Genomic DNA, 25,092 nt, shown 5'->3' on the forward strand with positions numbered 1-25,092 from the left:
ATGAAAAAGTCGATCCTCATCCTGCTTGCCGGAACCACGCTGCTGGCCGGGTGCAACCTCGCCCCGAAGTACGAGCGGCCGGCCGGCGCGGTGCCGGTGGCGCTACCCCAGGGCGGCGTCTACCCGGCCGCACCCACCGATGCGCAGGACGTCTCGCGCATCGGCTGGCGGGACTTCTTCCTCGACGACCGCCTGCGGCAGGTCATCGAGACGGGCATCGCCAACAACCGCGACTTGCGCATCGCCGCCGCCAACGTCCAGCAAGCGCGCGCGCAGTACCGCGTCCAGCGCGCCGACCGGCTGCCCACCGTCAACGCCACCGGCACCGCGACGTACACCAATAACCTCGCGAGCATGGGCGGCGGCGCCGGCTCGAGTAGTTCCGACATCGAGGTCTACCAGGCGACCGTGGGCCTTTCGGCTTTCGAGCTGGACCTGTTCGGCCGCGTGCGCAACTTGTCGCGCGCCGCGCAGGAGCAGTACTTCGCCAGCGAGGAGGCGCAGCGTTCCGCGCGCATCAGTCTCATCGCCGAGATCGCCAATGCCTGGCTGACGATGGCCTCGGACTCCGAGCAGCTGCGCCTCTCACGCGAGACGGCGAAGGCTTTCGAGGAAACCCTGCGCCTGACGCGCGAGCAATTCCGCGTCGGCGTCGGCTCGGAACTGGAAGTGCGCCAGGCCGAGACCAGCTACCAGGGCGCGGTCAACGACATCGCCGCGCTGGAGACGAGCGTGGCGCGCGACCAGAACGCGCTCAACCTGCTGGTCGGCACCACGGTCCCGGCCGAACAGCTGCCCAACGCCTTCGGCAAGGAGCCGACGACGCGCGACGCGCTGCCCGGCGACGTATCGTCCGAAGTGCTTCTGCGCCGTCCGGACGTGCTGCAGGCCGAGCACCTGCTCATCGCCGAGAACGCCAACATCGGCGCGGCGCGCGCGGCGTTCTTCCCCACGATCTCTTTGACGGGCACGCTCGGCACCCTGAGCACCGCGCTGTCGGGCCTGTTCAAGGACGGCAGCTATACCTACACCGGCTCGCCCGGCGCCTCGCTGCCGCTGTTCGACTTCGGCCGCCGTTCGGGCAATCTCGAATATGCCAGGGCTTCGCAGAAGGTGGCCGTCGCGACTTACGAAAAAGCCGTGCAGACCGCCTTTCGCGAAGTCTCCGACGCGCTTGCCCAGCGCGGCCGCATCGGCGACCAGATCCGCGCCCAGACCACCCGCGCCGAGGCAGCCGGCGTCGCCGCCAGGCTGTCCGACGCGCGGTTCCGTTCGGGGGTGGATTCGTTCCTCGTCACCCTCGACGCCCAGCGCACCGCCTATGGCGCCGAGCAGGCGCTGGTCACCACCCGGCTGACCCAGGCGAGCAACCTGGTGGAACTATACCGCTCACTCGGCGGCGGACTGGCGGACGAGCCTCTGCATGGGGAGGCAAGGAACGGAGAGATCGACACGAGCGGTGCGCCTTGACGCGCAGCTGACCAACTGGGAGTGCAGTCCGGTGAAGGAACAGCAAGTATCGACGAGTGAAATCAACACACGTCGCCATCGGCGCGAACTTCCCAAAGCCGCCCCCAGATCCAAGGATCGGACATTTCGTCGAAGCCGGCTGATCGATGCCGCCCGAGGCCTCTTCCACGAGAAGGGTCGTGCGGCTGAGCGGAACAAGAAAGTGTCGTAAGGGGCATTATTTCTTTTCAAAAGTCCCATTCGGAATTAGGTTGGCGTAGCGGTCTGAGGCCGCCGTTTGCGACGGCGTCGGGCACGGAGAAGTCGTAGCTCCCGAGGAAATTGATGTGACGCCAGAATATCGGCGAGAGTCGAGCGATATCGGCGGGCAGCGGTGGCGCCCCGGCCTCGCTGAGTTGGCGCACGGTTTCCTGCATGTAGACAGCGTTCCAGTGGACGATGGAGTTGAGGGCGAGACCGAGGACCCCGAGCTGCTCCTCTTGGCCTTGACGCAAAGGGCTTCTGATTTCGCCCCGATCGCCGTGATGGACGCGCCGACCGAGCTTGTGGCGCAATTCCTGCCGGTTGAGCTGAAACAAGATCCGTCGGCGGAACGGTCGGTCGTCGATGTATCGCAGGATGTGCAGCGTCTTGATGATGCGCCCCAGTTCAGACAGGGCCTTGGCCAGGGTCGTTGGGCGGTCTTTGACCTGCAGCATGCGCATGACGCCTGCGGCCTTGAGGTGGCCGAGCTTGATCGACCCGGCCAAACGGATCAGGTCGGACCAGTTTTCCCTAATCAGATTGATTTTGATCCTGCCCCAGGCAATCTCATCGAATTGTCCGTAGCTCGCCTGGCGGTCGATGCGCCACAGCTTCGCGCCGCCGATGTCCGCCAGACGGGGGCTGAATCGGTAGCCCAGGAGCCAGAACAGGCCGAAAATTGCGTCGGAATAGGCAGCGGTGTCGGTCATAATCTCCAGAGGATCGAGCTCGGTTTCCTGCTCCAGCAGGAGAGCCAGGACGACCAAACTGTCGCGCAAGGTGCCGGGGATGACCGCTCCGGCCAGCCCGCTGAACTGATTGGAAATCATGTTGTACCAAGTGACGCCGCGCTCCTGGCCATAGTATTTGGGATTGGGGCCGGCATGTATGGCGCTCGACGGAGCGACAAACCGCATTCCGTCCGCGCTGGCCACCTCTCCGGCGCCCCAGTGGCGAACGATATCCAGGCGATTGTGGGCGGCAACGATCGCGGCGTTCGCCGCAGCTATGGTCTCAGGCCGAATGAAATTCTGATTGACCCAAGACAGCCGGTCGCGACGCAGAGCCGCAATTTCCGGGCGCACAACTGGCTCAAGACCGATGTTGCAGGCGCCGCCGACCAGGGTTGCGCACAGGCTTATCTCGAAGTGCTCGACGGTGGCCTGACGCTCGCTCAGATGGGTAAAGGACTTGGCGAATCCGGTTCGCGCCATGACTTCAAGAAAGATGTCGGGCATCCCCGCCTTCGGCATGCGCGTTTGGACGGCGCCGCGCAGCGCACGAAGGCTCTCGGATTCATCAAGCTTGTCGAGGGGCGTGACCACAATCCCGGTCTTGTCGGCGACCGTCTCGAAACGCAGGTCAGGATTGTGGCCGGCGCGCGCGACGACATGTCGATATGCCTCGTCGAGAAGGCGGGAGAGACCGTCAATCTCAGTGTCGGCTTCCAGAGATCGGCCCAGGGCGCGTGCCACCATCAACCTGGAATTGTGCCAGGACTCGCCCTCGAGCATCCCGCGCCGAGGATCTCCGTATCGGATGCCGGGCTTGGCGAACACATCGCGATGCTTGATCGCGAGACGCCATGCATCGATGATCGCGAAGACATAGGCTTTCGGGTCCCGCACACTGCCTTCATGATCCAGGACATGTTGCCTCCACGCCTTTGGGATCGCAGCGGTCGGTGCGCCGCGCATCTTGGCGAGAGACGACCAGTCGTCTACGCCCTTGAGGTAGCTGATCGCGGCCTTGACGTTTTTGCCGCCCGGGGCGGCGTCGGTCTCGATGCGGTTGGTGATTTCGAAGAACAATTTCCGGGCACCCCGCCACTTTCTCCGCAGTTGGTCGTAGGGCTTGCTCTCTGCGGGCTTGGCGATCGCCTCCACCTTGGACATGGCGGCCTCGATGTCGGGACGGGGCAACCGCTCGAAGAGCACATCTCTCCATTCATTGAGGGGCAGGACATCGTCGGTCAAAACCAACAGACCCATCGCGTGGAGCAGCATCGCGGCGCCATCGAGATCGCGCAGACTGCGCAGACGGTCCTGTTTGTCGGCGGCTTCGGCCCCCTTCACCAAATCGGCAAGCAGAACCTCGGCCAGCTCGGCGGCATCGTCCTGGGCCGCCGCTTCGAGCGTATGGAAGAGCGCGGCTACAGTCGCGGTTCGACGAGGCTCCTGAAGGGCCGCAATGGCCGAAGGCTTGCTGACACGCGCTACCCGCGCGAGCCGCTCAAGGGTTGTCGCGGGAACACCCCTTGGTGGCGCCGGCCGCAGATTGAACGCCCGGACCGCATCGAGCCGATCAAGGTGACGGAAGAGCTCGGTCGGCATGCGCTTGGAGGGCACTGTCCGCAGCGCGTCCAAGGCGGCGAACGTGGATGTGTCGCCATCGTCAAACAGGGCGGCGATGCGCGCGCGTTGGTCATCGCTCAAGCTGGCGACCAGATGGCGCCAAAGCCTGGTCCGCGCACGATCGCGGATTCTGCCGACCAATCGCTCGACGACCGTGACGCCTGGCAGCAGCACCTTGTTGGCGATCAGCCAGGCCGCCGCTCGATCAATCAAGGGGCCGGGCCGCTCGTCGCCGCTCCAACAAAGGGCGTAGAGCCATCTGGTCAATCGGAAACGCGCCACCGCGTTGTCGCCAAAGTCCGTGAAGCCGCAGTGCGTCCGGATGAGCGCGAGGTGCCGGATGCGCCGGCTTCCCGCAAAATAGGCGTCCACGTCCGTGGCGGGCTCAAGAGCGAGTTGTTCGATCACGGTCGCCAGGACCGACGCGGGGATCTCGGAAGGAGAGACTGGAAATGCGCCCAGAAACCGGGCGCTCGTCAGCATCACGGTGAAGCCGAGCCGATTATGGTCTCCGCGCAGAGTTCCAATGAGGTCGCGATCAGTTTGGTCCAGATGGAAATATCGCGCGAGTTGGTCGGCCGACGGTTCGCCGTCGAAGCGAGAAAAGCCCTGACGCTGGGCATCAGTGAGGTGACGGGTGGGCATACCGTGCGAAACTTCCAACTTTTGCGAAGGGGACGGCCGATGCCGATAAACAAGGCGAATTTCTTCGCAAAATATATGTGCGAAATAAAGTCGTTTTGCAGCAACTTTCGCACAATGGCGGGAGCCTCCGCATGAAGCTCGGCTACGCGCGCGTCTCCACCGAGGATCAGAACCTGGACATCCAGTGCGCTCGGCTCTCGGAGGCTGGCTGTGAAATGATGTTCGACGAGAAAATATCAGGGGCCGCTCGTGGCCGGCTCGAGCTTGAAAAGCTGATGGGCCACCTGCGCAAAGACGATGTTCTCGTCGTCACCCGCCTCGATCGTTTGGCGCGATCCACCATCGAACTCTTGCACATCGCGGAACGTATCAGGGAAAAGCAGGCAGGATTACAATCGCTTGATGAACCTTGGGCCGATACCACGTCCCCGTCTGGCGTGATGATCATGACCGTATTCGCCGGGATCGCCCAGTTCGAGCGGTCTCTAATATTGAGCCGAACCGACGAGGGTCGAAAGGCGGCTATGGTGCGCGGCGTGACCTTCGGACGCCCAAAGAAAATGCGACCCGATCAGGCCGAGCTTGCTCGCCAACTTGTTCTGGAGGGCAAATCAATCAGCTCCGTCGCCAGGACCTTCAATGTTCACCCGGCCACTATCTATCGCTGCATTGAGCCAAACGGCTCCTTATGACACTTTTCTGTTCCGCTCAGCCGCACGACCCGAGAAGGGCTTTGCCGCTACCACCATCGACGACATCATAGAGCGCATCGGTGGCTCCCGAGGCACTCTCTATATCTACTTCGGCAGCAAGCTCGAACTGTTCGAAACCATCGTCAGAGAGGAAGCCGATCGCTTCTCGAAAACCCTCGACGATGCATTTGCGATGGGTGCCGATGACATGGCACTCGAGGAGGCGACGCAAAAGCTTCTCGATCTGGCCCAAAGCGAAGATGCAATCGGCCTATTGCGTATGGTCATCGCCGAGCGGCAAAAGTACCCCCAGATAGGCAACATCTATCAAATGGTCGTATCGCGGGTCAAGGAAGCGGCGCGTCGGATCGTCCGACCGCATCTGCGCTGTGTCACCGGGGAAGCACAGGATTTTCTCGCCGAGATGTTTTTTGCGATCGTCGTCGCCGACACGCAAATGGCCTTCCTTACCGGCACGGCCGATGATCAGCTTGCGCAAGAGCGTGGGAGATGGATCACCCGACACCTTGCGACACTAACGAACCTCTCGGGGGAACCGAACTGCTCCCGCGCAAAAACGGGCCTTTTCAGCCCCTCCAAGACAGCTCCCTCAGTTTGAAATGGACTCGCATGGCGATCGACGATCGCACTCGTTGTCTGCGATGGTTCTGGAAACCATCGTCAGGATGGCTCCCGCAAATTTGCACTTGTAAAACCGTCTTCGCAGGTGCAGCATTCTTATGCCTTTTAGGCATCCTCTCCCAACTCTAGCCGGCGTGACGTCGGCCTCTTTTTGAGAAGGGTCAACATCGCCTAGCACTACTTTGGCAGTTTTGTATTTTTGCGATTCCCAAAAGGCAAAAACCCTGATTCATGGAGAGCCAGCTATCGAAAGGGCTGGTGATGGATACGGAATGGAAAGAGGATCTGGAGGGCTGGCTTGAGCCGTTTCTCATCGCTCTTGGGCACAAGACGCGCCGTCGGATGTGCCCCGCCTACATAGCAGGTCTGATAGGCCCAGGAGACCGTAAGAGCGTTCAGCCGATGGCATCGCGAGCGAGCGAGATCGGCTATGATCAGCTTCATCATTTTGTCGCTGCGGGGGTTTGGGGCAGCGCTCCTCTCGAGAAAGTGCTGGTGCAAGAAGCAGATCGGCTGGTGGGCGATGCAGCGGGATTTCTCGTCATCGATGACACCGCCTTGCCGAAGAAGGGAACCCATTCCGTCGGGGTAGCTCCGCAATATGCTTCATCGCTGGGAAAGACCGCCAACTGTCAGTCCCTAGTCTCGGTGACGCTGGCTTCCCGGGAAGTGCCGGTCATGGTGGGGCTACGCCTTTTTCTGCCTGACAGCTGGACAAGCGATGTTGATAAGATGACGCGCGCGCAGGTTCCCAAAGAGTGTCAGATCGCCCGGACAAAACCAGAGATTGCGATGGAGGAGATCGATCGCGTCATCGCTACAGGTGCCCGCTTCGGCTGCGCGTTGGCCGATGCTGGTTATGGATCCAGCGGGTCCTTTCGCCAGGCATTGACTGACCGCGGCCTGCTCTGGGCAGTGGGCTTGTCGCGGCGTCAGAATGTATATCCGTCTGACGTGGCGCTGATATTTCCGGTCGCTAGCATGGGGAACAAGCGCAAGTACCACATCCCTGATCAACAGCCGGTCTCAGCCGAGACCATGTTGGCTAAGGAAAAATGGAAAAAGGTTAGCTGGCGACGCGGTACTAAGGGAAGACTGACATGCTTGTTCGCCGCTCGTCGTGTAAGGGTTGCTGATGGACATCGCCATCGCATGCTCGATAACCGCGTCCAGGCCATGCCAGGCGATGAGGTCTGGCTTGTTGGAGAGCGCCGTTTGACCGGTGAGCAAAATACTACGTCTCAAATTTACCTGCCGACGCCACCCTCAAAATGCTCGCCGCGACGATCAAGGCGAGATGGATCTGCGAGCAAGCACATCAGCAGCTCAAGGAAGAACTGGGCCTCGATCATTTCGAAGGCCGCTCCTGGGTTGGATTACATCGACATGCATTGATGACAATGATCGCATACGCTTTCCTTCAAGCCCGCCGTCTCAAAGCAGCGGGGCGGAAAAAAAAGAGTCGGGGGGCCGCCGCCACAACCGAGCATGCCAGCTATCCGACAGGCGATCTTGAACATCTTCATAAGGCCTCCGCCACTTCGGTGCCCCCATTGTGAAAAGCTCCTCGTAGACAGGCCTGAACAAAAACTGCCAAAGTAGTGCTAGTCACCTGAATCTGAAGTTCGGCTCATTGTTTTTTGGCAGAATCGTTTGACGGCGGCGAGGATTTCGTCGGCGGATTTGACCCATTTGTAGGGCTTGGGGTTTTCGTTGTGCGCCGCGATGAATGCGGTGATGTCGGTCTCAAGTTCAGCGGTTGATCGGTGGACACCGCGCTGCAACTGCTTGCGGGTCAGTTCTGCAAACCATCGTTCGACCTGATTGATCCAGGACGCCGAAGTCGGTGTGAAGTGAGCATGCCAATGCGGGCGGCGTGCGAGCCAGGCCTTGATCTTTGGCGTCTTGTGGGTCGCATAGTTGTCCATCACGAGGTGGACGTCTGGCCCCTTGGGGATCGCGGCGTCGATCCGCTTGAGGAAGTCGAGGAACTCGGTTGCCCGATGGCGCTTGTAGCATTTCCCGATCACGGCGCCGGTGGCAATGTCGAGCGCGGCGAACAGGGATGTCGTGCCATTGCGGACGTAGGTATGGGTGCGCCGCTCAGGAACCCCCGGCGCCATGGGCAAGACCGGCTGCTCGCGATCCAGCGCCTGGATTTGCGATTTTTCATCCACGCACAGCACGATCGCCCGGTTCGGCGGCGACATGTAGAGCCCGACTATGTCCTGCACCTTGTCGACAAATAGCGGATCGGTGGACAGCTTGAATGTCTCGGACCGGTGCGGCTGCAGGCCGAACGCGCCCCAGATCCGGCGGATGGTGGTGTGTGACAGCCCGGACTTGGCGGCCATGGAACGGATCGACCAATGCGTGGCGTCCTTGGGGGTCGTGTTCAGCGTACGCTCGATCACCTGAGCTACTTGCGTGTCAGATACTGTTCGTGGCCGACCCGCACGATATTCGTCAGTCAGTCCTTCAATGCCAGCCTGCACGAACCGGCGGCGCCATTTGCCAACCGTGTGCTCGTGAACGCCCAGGCGTTCGGCGACTTCCTTGCTCTGCAGCCCTTCTGCACAAAGCAGGACCATCCGGCATCGATCAGAGAGTGAACGCGGCGCTTTGTGGCGGCGGACCTGAGCTTCGAGAAAACGCCGGTCATCTCCGCTCAAGACAACCAAATCCGCCCGTCTGCCCGCCATCACATTAACCTCCGTCTGATCTACAAGGGCTTATACAATGAAGCTTACTTCAGTTCCAGGTGACTAGATCAACACCCGTTCCACCTCATCGAGCGTCACGTCATCGGGCCTCCGATCGTAGAGCTGGGTCGTGCGCGTGGAGCTATGGTTCGCCATCGTCGCGGCCGTCTCCAGCGTGCCGCCGTTCTTCAGGTAAGTGGTAATCCCGGTCGCGCGGAACGAATGGTTGCCGATCGCCGTGCCGATCTCGGCCGCCACCGCGCGTCGGCGCACCATCGCGAACGCATTGGCCTGGGGCAGGGGAGTGTCGCTTAGCCGCTTGGTCCCGCGCGCGATCGTGCGGAACAACGGCCCCTTGGCTTGCGCGCGCAGCTCACACCCGTCGATATAGGCGGTCAGATAGTCCTCAAGATTATGGTGGCAGGGCATTTCGTGCTGCTTGCCGCCCTTTTCGTGCAGCCGCACCCAGAGACGGCGGTTCTGCATGAAAACGTCCTCGACACGCATGGAGAGCGCCGCGCCGATCCGCGCGAACGAATAGACCATCAGCCCGATTAGCGCGCGGTCGCGCAGACCCGCCGGCCCACCCACGTCGATCGTATCAAGCAGCCGCCGCGCCTCGTCGGGGGCCAGCACCGGCGTCTTGCCGCGCCGCTGACTATGCGCCGGCCCGCGCACCGATGCGGCGGGGTTCACCGGCATGACCTGGCCTATCACCAGCCAGTCGAACAGCCGACGCACGCCGGCGAGCTGCTGCTTGACGCTGGGCGCGCTCATCTCGCCTCCCAGCGCCTCGATCCACGCGCCGACGTGGAGCGGCTGCACGGCCCCAAGGGACGTGACCCCGCGCGCCGCTACCCAGGTCAGGAAGTCGCCAGCCGCGCGCGCATAGGCGCGGCGCGTATGCGCGTTGCGGATGGTGACGGCGAAAAACTCCAGGAACCGCAACCGCGCGCGGTCGTCGGCCGACGCGATCAGCGCCGGCAAGGCCAGCGTGGGCGAGGGAAGGGGGGCGAGCTGAGCCATTACCCCTCTCTCCGCCAGCGTGCGGGCGCGGCGCGCGGTTCGACGCGACGGCGCGCCATCTCCGCTTGCACCTGTTCATGGGGAGTGCCCGGCCTCGGATCATCGACCGCCGCCTGCAACAACCGGCGCAGCAACGCGTCGCGCAGATCACGATGCGGCTCCAGATCGCGGAAGTTGCCGACGATCGCGAACACCGCCTCCGAAGGATCGGCGAACATGCCGCGCTCGATCGGTTCCAACAGCCAGTCGGCCAGCGCCGGGGGCAGATAGGCCTCAAACCGCAACCCGCCCGCGCGGGCCTGCTCCCGCAAGCTCTCGGCCTGGGCGCGGGACACGGGATTGTCATACGGGTAATCATCCTCGTCGTGCATGTCGGGGACACCGCCGATCTGGGTCATGGCCGGCCCCGGACATGGGCGGCGGGATCGATGATCGTGATGGCGTCGCGCGAGCCGTTGGCGACGGCATCGGCGATCCCGAAGATCTCGACGCGACCGCCTTCGTTGTAGATGCGTCCCGCCACCGTGCCATGGATGATTGCGCGCGCGCCGGTCTCGATCGTCAGGTTGCCCGTAATTGTGCCGTGGAGGATGAAACGGATGCCCCGATGCAGCGTCGCATCGCCAGCGACCATGCCATAGAGGGCGATATTCTCCTCGATGGCGAAGGGGCCTTCGATCTTGTCGTGCACCGCGCGCATTATGCCGCCGCCTCTATGTCCGTCAGGGCAAAATCATTGCCCTTGAACAACAGCGGCTCGTCGGTCGCCTTGGCCAGCGCATAGGAAAAGCAGTCGCCAAAGTTCAGGCCCGCTTTGTGGCGGCCCTTGCCGAAATCGAGAAACGCCTGTCGCGCCAGTTCGCCATGATCGAGCGTCACCGGTTCGATCGTGATGCCGGCGCGGCGAAAGAAGGCTTCGGTCTGGCGCATCCCTTCGGGACCGAGCTGGCGTTCGATGACCATCGACAGCTCGACATAGCTGGCGACGCTGATGCGGCAGGCATCGGCATCATGGATGGCTTGTGCGAAGGTCGCCGCTTCGGGTTCGCGATAGAGGATCGCGACCAGGGCCGAGGTGTCGAGGATCATTTCGGCAGGCCATTATCGTCATAAAACAGTTCGGCATGATCGACATAGGGGCGCTTCACATGCGTGGCGGCGCGATCGGCGATCGTTAGCAGTTCCGCGACGCTCGCCTTGCTTTTCTGACGCTCGATCCTGGCGAAGCGCTCGCGCAGCGCCTCCGTCACCACGCGGGTCATGCTCTGGCCGGTCGCTTGGGCGATGGCCTGCGCAAGCCGATGGGCTTCAGGGTCTTTAACATTGAGGCTCATGGTCCGCCTTTCTAGAAAATTAGCCACCTTTCTACCATGCAGCGCGCCTAAGGGGAAGAGTGTATGATAAAGGACATTATCACACATAGGAGGGAGCGTGAATCCCGCGTGTGTCAGCATCAGGCAATGGCGTCCACGATCGCCCGTTCAACGGGTGAATAATCCCCCGCCGGCCTGTCGAGACAGTTGGTGCCATGCGGAAAGAGTGGAGGCTGGGCATGAAGCGAGGCTTGGTACCCCTAAGCTGATCCTGCCACCGCGCGCGAGCGCGCGTGAGCCCGATGAGTCGAGTTGAATCGGCTGCGCGACGGATCGTGCTGCAAACTAACCTGTTTTGCGGACCGACGCCGCTGAGGAGCGCAGCCTAGCCGATCACCACGCCTTTCCAGTTCCGCCGAGGACGGGGCTTCGAATGCTTCTCCACCACGCGCCGATCCAACAATGGGGTGTCCCTGTGCTCTATTAATCGCTTTAATCGAAGCCGGCCGCGCCACAGGCGGCTTTTGAAGGTGCCCGCCGGAATGGCCAAGCTGGCCGCCGCTTCCTCGATAGATAGCCCTTCGGCGGCTAACAGGATCGCCGCCCGCTGGTCGGGGATCAGCTCGCCAAGCGCCCAATTCACGTCGCGCAAATCCACCGCGGCGCCTTGCCCCCCGGCGACGCCTAGCAGCCGGTCAAACGCATCTTCGGGAAGGTCGGCATGGAAGGGGGCGCGGCGACGCCCCGAAAGAAAGCTGTTCCGCATCACGGTCCGCATCCACGCTCCCAGATTCGTGTCGGGCACGAACGAACGGCGGGCCACCCAGCACCGGAGCATGGTCTCTTGCAACAGATCGTCGGCGTCAGCACCGCCGCTGCCGGTAAGGCGGCGGGCATAGGCACTGAGCGACGCAGCCTGCTCGATCAGCCCAGCCCCAAAGTTGTCATCGAACAAGCCGTCGATGCGCTCCGACTGTTGGGCGAGCGGGCGGAAGCCCGTTCGACGGTGTTTGAATGCGTTCACCGGACGATCGCCAGTCCGACCCGGAGGCGGGTCATGCGGCGGTTATAGTCGAGCAGGTTCTCGCCATATCCCGTGAAGGCTTGGCCGAAGAGATAGAAATTCAGGTTTCCGCCGATCAGTCGATCGATCGGGTAGGATATGTCGGCATCGATCGCGCCTTTGCCAGATCCGAAATTGAGCCGGGTATTGGTCGTGATTCGAAGCCCGTCGTCCTCACCGATCTCTGCAAACAAGCCCGTATTGCCACGGTAGCGCTTGATGTCCGGATTGTCGCTGAGGCTCCCGGCGTAGAGCCAGAGACGAGGACCGACGCTGAGGCGGTAGCTCCCCAAGGCAACCGAGGCCACCGGCTGCACATAGAGCGTGTTAAGGCTTCGGGACCCCGCACCCGATCGCCCGTTGGACTCATGTCGGAAGCCGCCTTGGCCGCCGAGCGAGACGCCGCTCCCGATGCCAATGGTTGGAGCGAGGTAGAACAGCTCGGGCACGAAGTCGATGTTGCGAAAGGGAGACGACTTGGCCCCGAGGTCCCAGAACATGCGCTGGGTGTAGGCGAAGTGGAGTCCCTGCTCCCATGATTGCCGCCGGTCCGGCGCGGCCGACGGGCCGAATAGCTGATATTTGAAACTGATCTGCAGCCGGGCATCACTATTCGTGCCGGGACCGTAGGCGGCATAGATCGGCGCATAGGCGGAAAGATTGGACAGGAAGGCATTGCCGGCCGCAACGTCATTGGTCGCGAGGTGTGTCTGCGGGACAGACGTATCCCAACGGGGGGTCGCGGGACCGGCGCCTCCACCCGCCGGCGCCGGCGGCGGAGCGGACACGCTCCCTCCTACCGCAAACGCAAGGCGCTGTGCGCTCCATCCGGGTACGGCCAGCACTGCCTCTCCAGCGGCTGTATGCGGTGGCAGGTGCAGGATGTAACGTGCCCTAGTGAAGCCACCGGCAGGCACACTCACGGCGGCCGGCGTCTGCGGCGCCCGCTCAAGGCTGATATTGCTAGTGCTGCGGTTGACCGTCAGTTCGGCTCCGATCTGCGGCGGCAGGGCCATGGCTTCGGGGGCGGAGCCGCTGTTCAGCAGGCGAAGCTCGACGGAGGCGGCGCCGTAGGCATCCCCGTCTGCAACGGCGCTGATTACAAGCTCAATCTGCGATGCTGTCGTACCCGCTTCCGCGCGGGTCGGTCCCGCCGCCAACCCGAGAGCGATGCACACAGCGCCGCCATATCTAATCATCGGTCGAACCCTGCGCAGCATGACATTCGGGAATTGGCTGTCGTTCCGGTGCTATGGTGGCGAGATCGACGATCGAGAGCTTCATTGGAGCAACCCCTTCGATCTCAACGCAGCGGGCACCGGGCTGCGCACTTAGAAGGTGTAGGCAACGGACATGAAGCCGCTCGGCTGCCAGCGGCGCTCGTTCAGCGGGCTGTCCGCGGCGTCCCCGAGCAGCCGGGTGACGCCGCCTGTCGCGCCAAGGCTCCAGTGGGAATCAAGGCGATAGCTGGCGGTGATGAGGCCCGACACGTCCTTGAAGCCGCTTCCGGCACGATAGAAGGGCAGGCCCGAGGCGATGGCTTCGCTCGCGTCGATGCCGAAATAGCGATTCATATGCTTGCCGTTCGCCCAGCTCGTGCCGATCGTCGGGATAACCGTCATCCGGTCCGAGACGGGGAGCGCATAAGAGAGGCTGGCATCCGCTACCACGCCCCGGGTGCCGCCTTCCACCGCCTTGGTGGCGCCCACCGTGAAGGACAGATTGTCGAGCTTGAGGTTCGCGAAGAGCCGGCCACCGGCCGTGGTCGAGACGCGCCGGATGCCGTCGGGCACATCACGCCGCCTGTAGCCGCCGACCAGCGCTACGCTCGCACCCGCCGTCAATGGGCCGATCTCGATGACGTTTACGCCGATGCCATTGCGCAGGCTGACGAAGAACTGCCCGAACTGCGCATCGATCACGGGGATCGGCAGGAACCGATAGTCATCGGAGCCCTGATAGTCGGGAACGACGCCGGCGCCGGCGCCGAGCGTCACATGATCGCCGGACTGGGCACTGGCCGCTGCCGGCAATGCCAGCGCCGCCAGCAGCAGAGTTGGCCATGCGAGACGCCCTATACGGCTGGATAACGTCATGCACAGATACTCGCATCGTTTCGGAAAATGGCGCGCCTCGCCCTTGAAAGGGGTAGGCCGGACATCGTGGCGCCATGCCAGGCCGTGCTCGCGGATTTCCTGTCCAGCGGGCGCGGCGCGCCGCTCTCCCGCCGAGAGCTCGAACAGCGCCATCGGCATCGCCAACATCACATCTTGCAGGTCTGGGGTTTCTTGCCCGGCCTGGTGAGTTCTATGGCGGCCTCGTCGCCGGCTACCGTGTGCTTGCCATCGGTGAACGCTTCGCCGGGTGCGGGCGCCTTAAGCTGCGATATCGTGCCTTCGCTGCGCAGATTGATTGTCACGTCGTCGGAGAGGAAATCGATCGTGACGACGCTATTGTCCTCGCAGCGATAGGGGTGGCTCGCTTTGATCGATGGCGGCAGCGTCACCTGCACGTTCTCGACGATGGTGTTCTCCGCGCCATCCGTGCCGGTGTCCTGTCCGCACCCTGTCAATGTGACCGTGGTGGACGCCAACAGGACAAGAATAGCGGCCGTCGATATCCTGGGATGATGAAATAGCCTCATATGCGCTGCGCTTCCTCATGACTCTTGAGGTTGGAAAAGCCTGATTCTCGCGCGACAGCGGGCATGATCGCGACTAGGTGCCGCAGCGCACCGCAATTGATGATGCGGCGATTCATTCTTCACGCCTGCCGCCTTGACGCTTGCGCCGTGCGGCATCAGGCCGATTGCGGCCAGTGCCTTGCTTCGTTGCCCGATCGACAGGGGATAAGCACGTTGAATCGGGCCCGGCTATACTGGTCGAGCCGATGGCTCGGCGCAGATGCAGGATCGGTCTGTGACGGTCCGGTCCGGTCGTATCATGGCTCATTCGAGATCCCTTCCGCCGCTCGGCCGAAAGCCAGGCGATCGCATCGCAGGAGACGGACAAGGGTCGCGCGGGTCCGATCTGAAAGGGGTCCTGCCAGCCGACGCCTGTGACCCAGGGAGACACGCCACGCGGCTTCGGGATAATCGGCTGGCAGGACGGCAGGCAAAGCCATACCGGAGGGGGGATCCGGTGAACGCATGCCCGCCAACCGGTAAGGGCTGACAAGACAGCGGCAAGCGTTGGAGACAGAGAGGACGTCCCCTCGCGCTCGCGCGACTGCAAAAGGGCGCGCACGATCTCTTGGGATCGAGAAGCATATCGTGATTGATCGGCTTCCCTCCACGTACATTATCCTTTCCAGTGGAGTGAGCGCTCACTACCATTAAGGGAGTAACCCTCCTGCGTCACCTCGTCAACCAAGGAGCGAAATGTTCTTTGAGGTTGGAGCGGCCTTTTCCCAATTCCGAGCGCGTCGCGTGAGTTTTTCGTCCTCTGATTTCGGCCAGTAAATATTCGTGGCGGCGGCCGGCGCATACCGGGTTTCCACCCTGGTGGTTATCGCATGACCAACGCTAGAGCTTATCACCAGGCCGCCGGCGCGCGCCTCCGATCATGAGCGAAGGGAGGCTGACGCGCGCGCGCAAGAGGCGTTTCGCACGCCGGTTCAGCGATTCGCGTTCAGGAGGCGGGGCGATGCTTGCCCGATCAGCCTCACGCCGTATCGGATCCTCAGGCTCGGACGTCTCGCCTGCAGGGTATTCCTGGGTGTCAGCGCGGCCGGCCAGCGCGACGATCACGCGGAGTTCCACGGTCCGTGCGTCATGCACCACCATCAATGGTTCGCCCGAATCGCGGTGGATCAAGGCGCCTCGGCCGACAGGCTCGACATATGCGATCTCGTCGGCCCGAAGCCGAATACGGGTTCCGTCCTGGAGCGTGACGGGAATGAGGAGATCGGCCGGCTGAGTGTTCATCGTTCCATCACACGTGGCCACGCCGGAAAGCAGCGCCATGTTGAGCGGGTGCAGGTGATTGGATGTCCGATGAGTAGAACTCTGGCCCGGGCAGAACGGCTGGTATCATCCGGCCGCTGGCAACCCCTATCGCTGGCGGTATCCCGGCCGGGCCACATTTGCAGCGCATAACATAGCGATATGACGCCGCGCGACCTCGCGATAGGGTCGCAGGCGGTCCCCGACCCCGCCATCGAAGAGGCACGAATCCCCGTCAGCGACCAGTCACTCCGGCGGTCGCGAAGTCGCCAGTTTCTAGCCAGACGGGCTGCCAAGGAAGGCGGTGGTTGGCCGCTGCACGCTAAGAGCCTTTGCAAGTAGGTCACCGGGCCGACCATCTCAAATCCCGGTTAGCAGTGCCCCGCGGCCACCGGATGCGCGCGCCCGTCCTTTTATCGGAGGCTGGCGCTTCCGTGCCCCGGATTTCATCGCGAGATCAGCAACGGAAGGTGAGCGCCGGACAGCAAGGACCGGGTAACGCCGCCAAAGAGGATTTCGGCGGTGCGCGGATGGCTATACGCCCCAATCACCACCAGATCGGCATTGCGCGTGGCCGCCTCGCCAAGAATGACTTCCGCGACTGGCGCCCCCCCGGAGGAGATGTTCGCGATATCGACATGCGCACCGTGCCTGGAAAGGTGCTCAAGAAGGTTGGAGCCGGGTTCAGGACCGAAATGATCGGGATGTCGGTCGCTGTCGACGGTCAGGATCGTCACACGGCCAGCCGCGTTGATGAAAGGCATCGCATCATTGACCGCCCGCCGCGCCTCGCGGCTGCGATTCCATGCGATCAGCACATTCTCGCCGATCGTCTCCCCGTGCCACCCATTGGGGACCAGCAACACCGGAATGCCGGTGGTTAGCAGCAGTCGCTCGGCCGACCAGCCTGCCGGAAGGTCTGCCGGTTTGGGATGTGCCGCGACAATGAGATCGCAATGCAGCGCTCGTAAAATGCCGTCGTCGCCAAGAGCATTTCTCCACACGATGCGAAATTCCGAGCCGATTTGATGCTCGCGGACCAGGTCGCCAAAGTGGCGGGCGGCAGCGAGCACCTTCTCTTCATCTACATGACGTTGCCGCGCCATGACCTCTCCCATCGCCCTCGAGCCTCTCGCATGGGTTTCGGCCGGGTGCAGACTTTCGTGGGACACGCCATAGACGCCTACCAGATGCGCTTTATGGCGTTGCGCGAGCATAGCCGCATGACGACCTATATGTTCGCCCACCGGCGTGGCATCGAGGAAAACCGCGATATCTCTCCAGACCGGCATCAAGGGTTACGGCCCTCCGGTTCACGGTTGTCCTCGATCAGGACAGCGGCATGCTGACTGATTTGCAGACCAAAGCAGCGCAGCGTTTCAAGATATGGATCGGCAAGCGGCAGCGGGCTTGATAGAGCAGTCCATCGGCGACAGCTCTGATAGAGTCGCGCTGCCCAAGTTGATCCGGGCCGGAGCGGCGCATGGCCGGCGGCCGCATCTTTCATGCCGATCCAGATCGCGCTCCGTTCCAACCAAGTGAGCGAAGCACCGTCATACCCCTCCGCGACACATAATTGCGTTGGCCAAGTTATGTGCTGATGGCATTCGACGAGGCGAGCTACTCCTGCTGCACTACATCCCGGCTGCCCATCGGGCCGGATGTCCTTTGATACAGCGATTGCAGAAATCCCGCCAGCCGATCGCAGCGCTCCTGGGAGCTCGGGCGCGTTTCGGGAGCTATTGACTGGCGGGTCGGCAGGCGGGAACCGAGCGCAGGGTTCGCCGGGCTCTCCGCCTCCCAAGGGGGGAACGGTGTAGAAGCGGTCCGGAGCGGCTTCGTGCCGCGCATCCGCATTGGAGAATGGCAGAAGAAGGCCTTTCTCCAATGCGCGATCCTCTCTCATCCATATCGGAATGAGCCCTCACTCCGTTTGTGGTGGGCTAGGCTCTATTGGAACGCCAGTCAAGACTGTCTCACCGCAATCCGCCGCCGAGCGCCCGATAGAGCTCGACGGCGTTGGTTTCCCGGACAAGGCGCGTGGCCAGCAGGCTCCGCTCCGCGCCGTAGAGCGTTCGCTGCGAATCGAGTGTGGCCAGGAACGGGTCGATCCCGGCCCGGAAGCGCGCTTCGGATAGCTGGTATGCTCCGGCCGCAGCATCGCGCAGCGACGCCTGCGCTTCCAGTTGGGCGGTGATGGTCCCGCGGCGCGCCAGCGCATCGGCAACCTCGCGAAAGCCGCTCTGGATCGTCCGTTCATATTGCGCAATCATCGCGTCACGTGTCGCTTGGGCGTAGCGCAGATTGCCGCGATTGCGCCCGGAATCGAAGATCGGCAGCGAGGCGGCGGGCGTGACCGACCAGAAGTCACTGCCGTTGCCGAACAGGTTGGACAGCCCGGAGCTGAGCGTTCCGAACGCGGCCGTGAGCGAGATCCTCGGAAAGAAGGCGGCGCGCGCCGCCCCGATATCGGCGTTGGCGGCGCGCAGACGGTGCTCGGCTGCGGCGATATCGGGGCGCTGCAGCAGCACGGACGAAGGCAGGTTCGCCGGAAGCTGCGCGAGCGTCACCCCATCGCCGTTCAGCCGTTCCGGTAGCAGGTCCGTGGCGATCGTCGTTCCGGCAAGCAGATTGAGCGCGTTCCGGTCCTGCGCCACGAGCGTCGTCGTCTCGGCGATGTCGGAACGCGCCTGATCGTAGCTCGTCTGCGCCTGCCGGACATCGAGTTCCGAAGCGATGCCCTTGGTGAACCGCGCCCGTGTGAGGTCGAGCGTCTGCCCGAATGCCTTTTCGGTATCGCGCGCGATCCGCAGCCGGTCCTGGTCCGCCGCAAGCACAAGCCAGGTGGTCGCGACTTCGGCGATCAGCGCTGTCTGTGCCGCATTCCGGTTCTCGGCTGAGGCGAAATACTGCTCCAGCGCCGCCTTGTCGAGGTTGCGAATCCGGCCGAACAGGTCGATCTCCCAGGCCGAGACCCCGGCACTGGCGGAATAGATGTCGGTCCTTCCGCTTGCGGAAGCCCCCCCGCCATCCGGACCGCCGCCCGGATTGACGACCCCGGCGGGCGTCTTCTGGTAAGTGGCGCTCGCGTCGACTCCGAGCGTCGGGAACAAGTCGGCGCGCTGGACCCGGTAAAGCGCGCGCGCCTGTTCGACATTGGCCAGTGCCACCCTGAGATCGCGATTGTTATCGAGCGCGAGCGCGACGACGGCGCGCAGACGTTGATCGGCGAAGAAGTTGCGCCAGACGAGATCGGCCGGCTGCCCCCCCCCCAGCCGCGTCCGTCGTCTCGGCGGGCTGCGCGGGCAACGCCTGGGGGACGGGCATCGCCGGACGGATATATTTCGGGGCCATGTCGCATCCCGTCAGGGCGATCCCCGCCGCGATGACAAGACCAAACGCGCGACCGGTCATCTCAAATCTCCCGCGCTTGCGGGTCGCCAAGCGGCGCCCTGGCGGCTTCCGGATCGGGTGCGCGGGGGCGATCCTGGCGGAACAGCTTCTTCACGACGATGAAGAACATGGGCACGAAGAAGATCGCGAGGATGGTCGCCGAGAGCATGCCACCGACCACCGCCCAGCCGATCGCATTTTGCCCTCCCGCGCCCGCGCCCCGGGATAGGGCCAGTGGCAGGACGCCGAAGATGAAGGCGAACGAGGTCATCAGGATCGGGCGCAGCCGCAGTCTCGCGGCCTCCATCGCGGCCTGGGCGGCGCCGAGGCCCTGGGCCATCTTCTCCTCGGCAAACTCCACGATCAGAATCGCGTTCTTCGCGGCGACGCCTACCGTGGTAATTAGGCCCACCTGCAGATAGATATCGTTATTGAGCCCCGCGAGGGCTGCCGCCGTCACCGTGCCCAAGACGCCGAGCGGCACCACGAGGATGACGGCGATCGGCACCGACCAGCTCTCGTAAAGAGCGGCGAGGCAGAGGAAGACGATCAGCAGCGACAGCGCGTAAAGCGCCGGCGCCTGGCCGCCAGAGAGCCGTTCCTCATAAGACAGGCCGGTCCATTCGTAGCCGATGCCGGCGGGGAGTTTGCTGGCAAGCTCCTCCATCCGCGCCATGGCAGCGCCGGAACTATACCCCGGTGCGGGCGACCCCATGATTTCCACTGCGGATTCCCCATTATAGCGCTCCAGTCGCGCCGGTCCGAATTGCCATCCAGTGTCGGCAAAGGCCGAGAAAGGCGCCATGCTGCCCGATACGCCGCGGACATAGAGGTTGCCGATGGCCGCGGGGCTGGTCCTGAACGGAGCGTCGGCCTGGATATAGACGCGCTTGACGCGCCCCCGGTCGATGAAATCGTTGATATAGGCGCCGCCGAAGGCAGTGCTGATCGTATCGTTGATATCGGCTTGGGCCAGCCCAAGCGCACCGGCGCGGGGCTGATCGACGTTGAGCTTGAGCTGCGGCGTATCGTCGAGGCCGTTGGGATGCACATATCTCAGCGTCTTGTCAGCGGCGGCCGCTTTCAAAAGCTGGTCGCGCGCCGCGATCAGCCGATCGTGCCCGACGTTGCCGACATCCTTCAGTTCGAGATCGAAACCGTTGGCATTGCCCAGTTCCAACGCGGCCGGCGGAAATTTTGCAACGATCTGGGCGGAGCGGATTTTCGCGAATGCCTTGTTCGCTCTTTCCACGATCGCGGGGACGGCATTCTCCACACCTTTGCGTTCGCTCCAGTCCTTCATCCGCGCAAAGGCGATGCCGACATTCTGGCCCTGGCCCACGAAGCCATAGCCTGAAACCGTGAAGATGGACGCCACATTGTCCTTTTCATCATCGAGGTAATGGTGGCGTACCCGTTCCATGGTGCGGGCGGTCTCTTCCATCGTTGAACCCGTCGGCAATTTAATCTCCGTGAAGATCACGCCCTGATCCTCGCCCGGGAGGAAGCCGGACGGCAGGCGTGCGAAAATCACAGACATCCCGATGATGATGAGCGCATAGACGAGCAGCGATCGGCCCCAGCGCCGCTGCACTTTGTCCACGCCCTTGTCGTAGCGGTCCAGGCCGCGATCGAAGGTCCGGTTGAACCAGCCGAAGAAGCCGGTTTTCTCCTGATCGTGGGCGCTCGCGGGCTTAAGGATCGTCGCGCACAGCGCCGGGGTGAGGATGAGCGCGACCAGCACCGAGAGAATCATCGATGAGACGATGGTGATCGAGAACTGACGGTAGATCACCCCGGTCGAACCGCCGAAGAAAGCCATCGGCAGGAACACCGCCGACAGGACCAGGCCGATGCCGATCAGCGCGCCGCTGATCTCGTCCATCGACTTGCGCGCAGCCTCCTTGGGCGAAAGGCGCTCGTCATGGATCAGGCGTTCGACATTCTCGACCACGACGATGGCGTCGTCGACGAGCAGTCCGATGGCGAGCACCATGCCGAACAGGGTCAGGGTGTTGATCGAGAATCCGGCTATCTGGAGAACCGCGAACGATCCCAGCAGCACGACCGGCACCGCGATTGTCGGGATAAGCGTGGCGCGCCAGTTCTGGAGGAACAGGAACATGACGAGAAACACCAGCACGACTGCTTCGACAAGCGTGTGGACGACCTGCTCTATCGACAGCTCGACGAAGGGAGACGTGTCGAGCGGATAGGCCACTTTGATGTCGGGCGGAAACTCTCTGGACAGTTCCGCTATCCGCGCCTTGACCGCCGCCACTGTATCCAGTGCGTTGGCCCCCGGCGCCAGCTTGATTGCAAAGCCTGCCGCCTGCTTGCCATTAAAGCGCGCCTGGAAGCTGTAATTCTCTGACCCCAGCTCGACGCGCGCGACATCGGAGAGATGAACCGTCGAACCATCCGGATTGGTGCGCAGGAGGATGTTGCGGAACTGCTCCGGGGTCCGCAGGCGGGATTGCGCGGTGATCGTCGCGTTGAGCGCCTGCCCAGTGACGCTTGGCAGGCTGCCGACCTGGCCGGCAGACACCTGCGCATTCTGCGCCAGGATCGCGGCCTTCACGTCGCTGATCGCCAGGTTATAGGTGGTCATCTTGAAGGGATCGCGCCAGATGCGCATCGCATATTGCGCGCCCAGCACCTGCGTGTCGCCGACGCCCTTGATGCGGCTCAACGGATCCTGGATCCGGGAAGCGACATAGTCGCCGATATCGACCTGATCGTGGCTCCCATCCTCGGAATAGAGCGCGACAACGAGGAGGAAGTTCTTGACGGCCTTGGTGACGCGAATGCCCTGCTGCTGCACCTCCTGCGGCAGGAGCGGCGTTGCCTGGGCCAGCTTGTTCTGGACCTGTACCTGGGCGATGTCGGGATCAGTGCCCTGCTCGAAGGTCAGCGTGATCGCGAGATTGCCGGCCGAATCGCTGGTCGACGAGAAATAGCGCAGATTGTCGATGCCCTTCATCTGCTGTTCGATGATCTGCGTGGTCGTATTCTCGAGCGTCTGGGCGTCGGCGCCCGGGTAGATGACGTTGATCGCAACCGCAGGAGGCGCGATCGCCGGGAACTGGGCGATAGGGAGGGTTCGGATCGCAAGGATGCCGGCCAGCATGAGGACGATCGCGATCACCCATGCGAAGATCGGCCGATCGATGAAATAGCGTGCCATGGTGCGGTCAGTTCCCGATAGCGCGGGCAGGAGGCCGCGGGGCCGCTGATCTCGTCACCTGCTGGGGTGCGGCCGGGCGGACCGTCATGCCGGCCTTCAGATCGACAAGGCCCTCCACGATCAGGCGATCCCCAGCCCGCAGGCCGGCGGTCACGACCCAGCGATCCCCAATCGCGCGGTCCGTCGTCAGGATCCTCTGCTCGACTTTGTTGTGCGCGTTCACGACCAGGGCGGTCGCCCGCCCGCGTTCGTCGCGCGTGATGCCCTGCTGCGGCGCAAGGATCGCCTGCTGCCGTACGCCATCGACCAGCCGCGCACGGACATACATGCCGGGCAGCAGCAGCCCTTCGGGATTGGGGAAGACCGCGCGCAGCGTCACCGCGCCGGTCGTGGGATCGACCGTCACCTCGGAGAACTGGAGGTTTCCCTGTACAGGGTAGGTTCTGCCGTTGGGAAGCAGCAGCTCGACTCGAGCGCTGTCGCCATTGCGGGTCATGTCGCCGGCGCGCATCGCCTCCTTGAGGTCGAGGACATCGGCCGCCGACTGGGTGACGTCGACATAGACGGTATCGGTCCGCTGGATCGTGGCGAGCGGATTGGGCTGCCCCGCCTGGACGAGTGCGCCCGCGGTGAACAGCGAACGCCCGATCCGCCCCCCGATTGGCGCCTGGATGCGGGTGAAGCCCAGATTGACTTCAGCTGCCTGGACGGCGGCGCGCTGCGCGGTCACATCAGCGCGCGCCTGTTGCGCCGCTGCCTCGGCATTGTCGGCTTCCTGATGGCTGACCGCGTTGATTCCCACCAGATCGCGGTAGCGCTCGGCTTGCAAGCGCGTGGCCTTGATAGCCGCCTCCGCCCGGGCAAGCGCGCCGCGGGCACTGCCGAGCGCGGCACGGTAGGGAGCATCCTCGATTTCGTAGAGGATTTGACCGGCGCGCACCCGAGAGCCCTCCTCGAAAAGCCGCCGGCGCACCACACCGCTGATCTGCGGCCGCACCTCCGAAGTCTCGACGGCCGCGATCCGGCCGGGAAGTTCGCTCGTCAGCGTCGCAGGCTCTGTCCTCAGCGTGACGACGCCTACCTCGGGCGGCGAGGAGGGAGGCGCTGGGGCCTGGCCACAGCCCGTAAGTCCGAAAGCAAAAGCCATCACCCAGATCCCGGTTGTCTTTGGACGGCGCATGGACCACCTTATCTGAACATTAACATGGGACTGAGCGCTCATTCCGGCATGTCGCCGTGCAGCAGGTTGGATATGAGAACAAGCAAAATATTTGGAGAGGCGTTTGGGGATGGCTGAGAAGACGCAGGAGCAATTGCCACGACAGAGGATCATCAAGGCGGCCCGCAAGCTGTTCGACGCCAAGGGGTTTCACGCCACGACGACCGCCGAACTTGCTACCGAGGCGGCGGTCAGCATCGGCCAGATCTATCGGCTGTTCGAAGGCAAGGACGATGTTATCCTCGCCCTGGTCGAGGAGAATACGCAGGCGCGCATCGCGAAGATGCACGCGATTTTCAGCACGGTCGAACAGGACGGGCATTCGGTATTCGACGCGATCAAGGCGATTGCGAACGACTCGATCGTCAAGAGCGACGGCGGCCTCTCCTTCGAGATTCTTGCGGAAGCCTGTCGCAATCCTTCGGTCGCAGACCGACTGAATGCGCTTGTCGTCTGCTATCGCGACGGCGTTCGCCGACTCGCCGCACTCACCCGACCCGATGCAGCGCCGGGTGAACTGGAAGCCTATGTCGAGATCATGATGGCGTGCTTTTTTGGCCTTGGTCATCGCACGATGATCGGGCCGGCGACGGATGTCGATCAGATAAGCCACGAAACGGCATGTCTGCTGATGCGCGCCTTGGGCGCACCGGATCAGCCGGCCTCGCCCCGGGGTCAAGGAATCCAGCACCTGCCGGCGCGCTAGGCCGGTCCGCGCTGAGTCCCCGCAATGTCGCGGAGGATATCTTCGAGCGGCCGCTTGATGTCGATGTTCACACTATGTCGGCGAAATCGTTGTTTGGCGCACAAACCTTGAGGTGACGCCGTTTTTGCCAGGCTATTCAGCCACGTCACGCTCGCCCCATCACCAGGCTCCCCACGCGGCCTCCACACGGCCCGAGGAATAACGTCCGTATCGTTCACACTGACCATTTATTATGGCACCATGTGGCCAAAAAGCGTGACACTCACATTTTGGAACAGCAATTCCGTGGGCAGTTTCAAGATCATTTGTTGAGGACTTGGCGATCGCAAGGCGGCGGCTTGCTGAGAATCAAGGCGCACTGGCCCCCCAACCTCCTCCCAGCGCCAGAAAGATGCGTACACGATCCGACGCGAGTTTGGTGTTCGATGCGGCGAGCGCCGCTTCCGCGCTGGCAAGCGTGCGCTCGACATCCAGCACTTCCAGGCTCGATACCG

At 63.0% G+C, this 25,092-nt stretch carries 20 protein-coding genes and 2 pseudogenes; 5 read left to right on the forward strand and 17 right to left on the reverse strand.

Annotated features, from left to right (window positions below; all coding sequences use genetic code 11):
* Complete coding sequence (locus tag WFR25_RS26095) at positions 1–1,470, forward strand: efflux transporter outer membrane subunit (RefSeq protein WP_017183071.1); 1,470 nt, start codon at positions 1–3, stop codon at positions 1,468–1,470.
* Between the two features lie 227 nt (positions 1,471–1,697).
* On the opposite strand, the gene WFR25_RS26100 is transcribed toward WFR25_RS26095, so the two are convergent.
* Positions 1,698–4,712 (reverse strand): Tn3 family transposase, encoded by a 3,015-nt coding sequence (locus WFR25_RS26100; RefSeq protein WP_059153620.1) that lies wholly within the window; start codon positions 4,710–4,712, stop codon positions 1,698–1,700.
* Between the two features lie 131 nt (positions 4,713–4,843).
* Between WFR25_RS26100 and WFR25_RS26105 the strand changes: the two genes are divergently transcribed.
* From WFR25_RS26105 to WFR25_RS26115, 3 genes and pseudogenes are all read left to right on the forward strand, one after another.
* Positions 4,844–5,404 (forward strand): recombinase family protein, encoded by a 561-nt coding sequence (locus tag WFR25_RS26105; RefSeq protein ID WP_059153619.1) that lies wholly within the window; start codon positions 4,844–4,846, stop codon positions 5,402–5,404.
* Positions 5,352–6,023 carry a TetR/AcrR family transcriptional regulator gene (locus tag WFR25_RS26110; protein ID WP_336975248.1) on the forward strand — a complete coding sequence of 224 codons (672 nt, stop codon included), beginning with the start codon at positions 5,352–5,354 and terminating at the stop codon, positions 6,021–6,023. Before WFR25_RS26105 ends, WFR25_RS26110 begins: the two co-directional genes overlap by 53 nt.
* Positions 6,024–6,307: 284 nt before the next feature.
* A pseudogene (locus WFR25_RS26115) lies at positions 6,308–7,605 on the forward strand (IS701 family transposase).
* A 45-nt stretch (positions 7,606–7,650) separates the two neighbouring features.
* Here the strand turns inward: WFR25_RS26115 and WFR25_RS26120 are convergent.
* From WFR25_RS26120 to WFR25_RS26195, 16 genes and pseudogenes are all read right to left on the reverse strand, one after another.
* A complete protein-coding gene (locus tag WFR25_RS26120) occupies positions 7,651–8,748 on the reverse strand; it encodes an IS630 family transposase (protein WP_007683624.1) in 1,098 nt (365 codons plus the stop codon).
* A gap of 63 nt (positions 8,749–8,811) precedes the next feature.
* Positions 8,812–9,774, reverse strand: a complete 963-nt coding sequence (locus tag WFR25_RS26125) for a tyrosine-type recombinase/integrase (protein WP_007682488.1) — start codon at positions 9,772–9,774, stop codon at positions 8,812–8,814.
* On the reverse strand, positions 9,774–10,172 hold the full coding sequence (locus tag WFR25_RS26130) for a hypothetical protein (protein ID WP_007682491.1): 399 nt from the start codon (positions 10,170–10,172) through the stop codon (positions 9,774–9,776). The genes WFR25_RS26125 and WFR25_RS26130 overlap by 1 nt, the downstream gene beginning before the upstream one ends.
* Positions 10,169–10,474 (reverse strand): hypothetical protein, encoded by a 306-nt coding sequence (locus WFR25_RS26135; RefSeq protein WP_007682492.1) that lies wholly within the window; start codon positions 10,472–10,474, stop codon positions 10,169–10,171. Before WFR25_RS26135 ends, WFR25_RS26130 begins: the two co-directional genes overlap by 4 nt.
* A complete protein-coding gene (locus WFR25_RS26140; RefSeq protein ID WP_007682494.1) occupies positions 10,474–10,863 on the reverse strand; it encodes a type II toxin-antitoxin system VapC family toxin in 390 nt (129 codons plus the stop codon). The genes WFR25_RS26135 and WFR25_RS26140 overlap by 1 nt, the downstream gene beginning before the upstream one ends.
* A complete protein-coding gene (locus WFR25_RS26145) occupies positions 10,860–11,108 on the reverse strand; it encodes a type II toxin-antitoxin system VapB family antitoxin (RefSeq protein ID WP_007682496.1) in 249 nt (82 codons plus the stop codon). Before WFR25_RS26145 ends, WFR25_RS26140 begins: the two co-directional genes overlap by 4 nt.
* A 364-nt stretch (positions 11,109–11,472) precedes the next feature.
* A complete protein-coding gene (locus tag WFR25_RS26150) occupies positions 11,473–12,111 on the reverse strand; it encodes an RNA polymerase sigma factor (RefSeq protein ID WP_017183397.1) in 639 nt (212 codons plus the stop codon).
* Entirely contained in the window at positions 12,108–13,349 is a 1,242-nt protein-coding gene (locus tag WFR25_RS26155) for a phospholipase A (protein ID WP_026002429.1), read from the reverse strand. Before WFR25_RS26155 ends, WFR25_RS26150 begins: the two co-directional genes overlap by 4 nt.
* A gap of 132 nt (positions 13,350–13,481) precedes the next feature.
* Positions 13,482–14,399, reverse strand: coding sequence for a MipA/OmpV family protein (locus tag WFR25_RS26160; RefSeq protein ID WP_232037503.1), 918 nt, complete (start codon positions 14,397–14,399; stop codon positions 13,482–13,484).
* Positions 14,400–14,413: 14 nt separating this feature from the next.
* The gene (locus WFR25_RS26165) at positions 14,414–14,794 is read right to left on the reverse strand and encodes a hypothetical protein (protein ID WP_017183401.1); all 381 of its coding nucleotides are present in this window, start codon (positions 14,792–14,794) and stop codon (positions 14,414–14,416) included.
* Positions 14,795–15,673: 879 nt separating this feature from the next.
* Positions 15,674–16,114, reverse strand: coding sequence for a hypothetical protein (locus tag WFR25_RS26170; RefSeq protein WP_257558906.1), 441 nt, complete (start codon positions 16,112–16,114; stop codon positions 15,674–15,676).
* A gap of 425 nt (positions 16,115–16,539) precedes the next feature.
* The gene (locus WFR25_RS26175) at positions 16,540–17,199 is read right to left on the reverse strand and encodes a universal stress protein (RefSeq protein ID WP_336975249.1); all 660 of its coding nucleotides are present in this window, start codon (positions 17,197–17,199) and stop codon (positions 16,540–16,542) included.
* Between the two features lie 185 nt (positions 17,200–17,384).
* Entirely contained in the window at positions 17,385–17,600 is a 216-nt protein-coding gene (locus tag WFR25_RS26180) for a hypothetical protein (protein ID WP_257558908.1), read from the reverse strand.
* 469 nt (positions 17,601–18,069) lie between these two features.
* Positions 18,070–19,507: pseudogene (locus tag WFR25_RS26185) on the reverse strand (efflux transporter outer membrane subunit).
* A gap of 1 nt (position 19,508) precedes the next feature.
* On the reverse strand, positions 19,509–22,673 hold the full coding sequence (locus WFR25_RS26190) for an efflux RND transporter permease subunit (protein WP_257558910.1): 3,165 nt from the start codon (positions 22,671–22,673) through the stop codon (positions 19,509–19,511).
* 7 nt (positions 22,674–22,680) lie between these two features.
* Complete coding sequence (locus WFR25_RS26195) at positions 22,681–23,853, reverse strand: efflux RND transporter periplasmic adaptor subunit (RefSeq protein ID WP_336975250.1); 1,173 nt, start codon at positions 23,851–23,853, stop codon at positions 22,681–22,683.
* A 109-nt stretch (positions 23,854–23,962) separates the two neighbouring features.
* On the opposite strand from WFR25_RS26195, the gene WFR25_RS26200 reads away from it, so the two are divergent.
* A complete protein-coding gene (locus WFR25_RS26200) occupies positions 23,963–24,598 on the forward strand; it encodes a TetR/AcrR family transcriptional regulator (RefSeq protein WP_257558866.1) in 636 nt (211 codons plus the stop codon).
* Positions 24,599–25,092: the final 494 nt, after the last annotated feature.

It is taken from the genome of Sphingobium aromaticiconvertens, assembly GCF_037154075.1.
In the GTDB taxonomy this organism is placed as follows: Bacteria; Pseudomonadota; Alphaproteobacteria; order Sphingomonadales; family Sphingomonadaceae; genus Sphingobium; species Sphingobium aromaticiconvertens.

Coding starts and splice junctions, on each gene's coding strand:
- WFR25_RS26140 (WP_007682494.1), bottom strand. CDS start 10,863: ATGATCCTCGACACCTCGGCCCTGGTCGCGATCCTCTATCGCGAACCC.
- WFR25_RS26195 (WP_336975250.1), bottom strand. CDS start 23,853: ATGCGCCGTCCAAAGACAACCGGGATCTGGGTGATGGCTTTTGCTTTC.
- WFR25_RS26155 (WP_026002429.1), bottom strand. CDS start 13,349: ATGATTAGATATGGCGGCGCTGTGTGCATCGCTCTCGGGTTGGCGGCG.
- WFR25_RS26170 (WP_257558906.1), bottom strand. CDS start 16,114: ATGGCGCTGCTTTCCGGCGTGGCCACGTGTGATGGAACGATGAACACT.
- WFR25_RS26120 (WP_007683624.1), bottom strand. CDS start 8,748: ATGGCGGGCAGACGGGCGGATTTGGTTGTCTTGAGCGGAGATGACCGG.
- WFR25_RS26200 (WP_257558866.1), top strand. CDS start 23,963: ATGGCTGAGAAGACGCAGGAGCAATTGCCACGACAGAGGATCATCAAG.
- WFR25_RS26190 (WP_257558910.1), bottom strand. CDS start 22,673: ATGGCACGCTATTTCATCGATCGGCCGATCTTCGCATGGGTGATCGCG.
- WFR25_RS26175 (WP_336975249.1), bottom strand. CDS start 17,199: ATGGCGCGGCAACGTCATGTAGATGAAGAGAAGGTGCTCGCTGCCGCC.
- WFR25_RS26095 (WP_017183071.1), top strand. CDS start 1: ATGAAAAAGTCGATCCTCATCCTGCTTGCCGGAACCACGCTGCTGGCC.
- WFR25_RS26130 (WP_007682491.1), bottom strand. CDS start 10,172: ATGACCCAGATCGGCGGTGTCCCCGACATGCACGACGAGGATGATTAC.
- WFR25_RS26180 (WP_257558908.1), bottom strand. CDS start 17,600: ATGAAAGATGCGGCCGCCGGCCATGCGCCGCTCCGGCCCGGATCAACT.
- WFR25_RS26100 (WP_059153620.1), bottom strand. CDS start 4,712: ATGCCCACCCGTCACCTCACTGATGCCCAGCGTCAGGGCTTTTCTCGC.
- WFR25_RS26135 (WP_007682492.1), bottom strand. CDS start 10,474: ATGCGCGCGGTGCACGACAAGATCGAAGGCCCCTTCGCCATCGAGGAG.
- WFR25_RS26105 (WP_059153619.1), top strand. CDS start 4,844: ATGAAGCTCGGCTACGCGCGCGTCTCCACCGAGGATCAGAACCTGGAC.
- WFR25_RS26110 (WP_336975248.1), top strand. CDS start 5,352: ATGTTCACCCGGCCACTATCTATCGCTGCATTGAGCCAAACGGCTCCT.
- WFR25_RS26125 (WP_007682488.1), bottom strand. CDS start 9,774: ATGGCTCAGCTCGCCCCCCTTCCCTCGCCCACGCTGGCCTTGCCGGCG.
- WFR25_RS26165 (WP_017183401.1), bottom strand. CDS start 14,794: ATGAGGCTATTTCATCATCCCAGGATATCGACGGCCGCTATTCTTGTC.
- WFR25_RS26160 (WP_232037503.1), bottom strand. CDS start 14,399: ATGGCGCTGTTCGAGCTCTCGGCGGGAGAGCGGCGCGCCGCGCCCGCT.
- WFR25_RS26145 (WP_007682496.1), bottom strand. CDS start 11,108: ATGAGCCTCAATGTTAAAGACCCTGAAGCCCATCGGCTTGCGCAGGCC.